A 1609-nucleotide genomic window follows, 5' to 3' on the forward strand; every position below is an offset into this window, starting at 1 on the left:
AAGAAAAGCTGAACGCCATTGCGGAAGCGATCGCCGACTTTTTCAAAAGCCTCTGGGATGAAATCGCCAACTTCTTTGGCGGATCGAAAGCATCCGCGAGAGAAATCGAGGGAGATCCATATGAAATAAACCTGGCCAATGCCAGTTCGCATGACGATGACCGTCACAACGGCAACCGTGATGATGACGACGATGATGATGACAAAGAAGACAACAACGATGACGATCGTGATGACAAAGGATCTAAAAATAGAAAATCCGAAAAGTACTATGGAGACGGCAGAGGCCCGAAAGACTGGGACGATTTTTACGAATGGGATGATGACCATCCATTCAATGAAAAGCCGGACTATGTGAAGAAGCCAATCCGGAAAGCGAAGTATCAATATGATGAGGCAGGCAACCGGATTGAACAAAATGAAGACGGCAAAATTACGAAATACCGTTATAATGAATTGAATGAACTTGTGGAAACCGGCGACAAAAAGTATTACTATGATGCCAACGGCAACCTCGTTGAAAAGGAAACAAGGGAAGGCACGATCAAGTACGACTACGCGACCGACAACCGCTTGAAAGGCGTGTACTACCCGGACGGCTCGCAAGTGGAGTATGAGTATGACGCGCTCAGAAGAAAATCCTCCAGGACCCAGGGCTATTACCACCTGTCCAGGAAAGGAAACGGCTGGGGCTGGAGCAACCGGGAAGACTGGGATGATTGGAAAGATTGGGATGAATGGGACGATTGGGGCAAGTGGTACGATGGAGAGAAAAACAGCCTGAAAAAGTGGAAGGGCAAACCGTTTTACGAAGAAACGACCCAATACCTGTATGACGGACTCAATGTGTTGAAAGAATACGGGGAACACGGACAGCCGCTCGCCCAGTATTACCAGGGATCAGACCACACCATTGCCCGGAAGATGTTCGGGTATCACGGCCGGAAGCAGGAAGGGTATGAAGGCAATGTCCAGTCCAAAGGCGGACTGTTGTATTACCATGAAGACGCCCTCGGCAACATCCTGGATGTGACCGACCGCAGCGGAGAAAAACGGGCGTCGTACAGCTATGATGCGTTCGGCAACCTGTTCAGCCATATGGCGGCCCCATACAACGCCGTCGGGTTCACCGGAAAATCGTATGATGCGAAAGCAGGATGATCGATTTCGGCTCAAGATGGTACAGCCCGAATGAAGGCCGCTTCACCACGATGGACACATTTGCAGGATGGTCGAACCAGCCGTTGACTTTGAACCGGTACAGCTATGTCCATAACAATCCGGTCAACTTTACGGATCCATCAGGACATTGTGAAACGACGAGTGATTCAGACGATACGTATTGCATCCCGAAACCGAAACCACCAACGGGCGGAGGGAATGGCGGAAGCACACCATCGCCACCAGCACCTAAACCAAAACCAGGTTCTGGGGGGTCAGGTGGAACTGGAGGAGGCACAGGCGGAAGCGGAGGATCAGGAGGGGGAGGACCAGTTACAGCACCGCCACCACCACCAGCGCCAACCCTGGCAGAATTGATTGCCATGGCTAGAGCAAATTATAACGGGTTAGCTGGAGGTATCCCTCGTTATAATGGCAACAGCTATTCA

General features: G+C 50.8%; 1 protein-coding gene and 1 pseudogene. Both read left to right on the forward strand.

The window, feature by feature from the left end; genetic code table 11:
* Positions 1 to 1160, forward strand: a pseudogene (locus CVD23_RS22150) (RHS repeat protein); the annotation flags it as partial.
* On the forward strand, positions 1157 to 1609 hold a 453-nt coding region (locus CVD23_RS21520), incomplete at its 3' end, for an RHS repeat-associated core domain-containing protein (RefSeq protein ID WP_257988623.1). The pseudogene CVD23_RS22150 and the gene CVD23_RS21520, both read left to right, overlap by 4 nt.

The sequence above is a fragment of the Bacillus sp. V33-4 genome, from assembly GCF_002860225.1.
GTDB lineage: Bacteria > Bacillota > Bacilli > Bacillales > Cytobacillaceae > Bacillus_BJ > Bacillus_BJ canaveralius.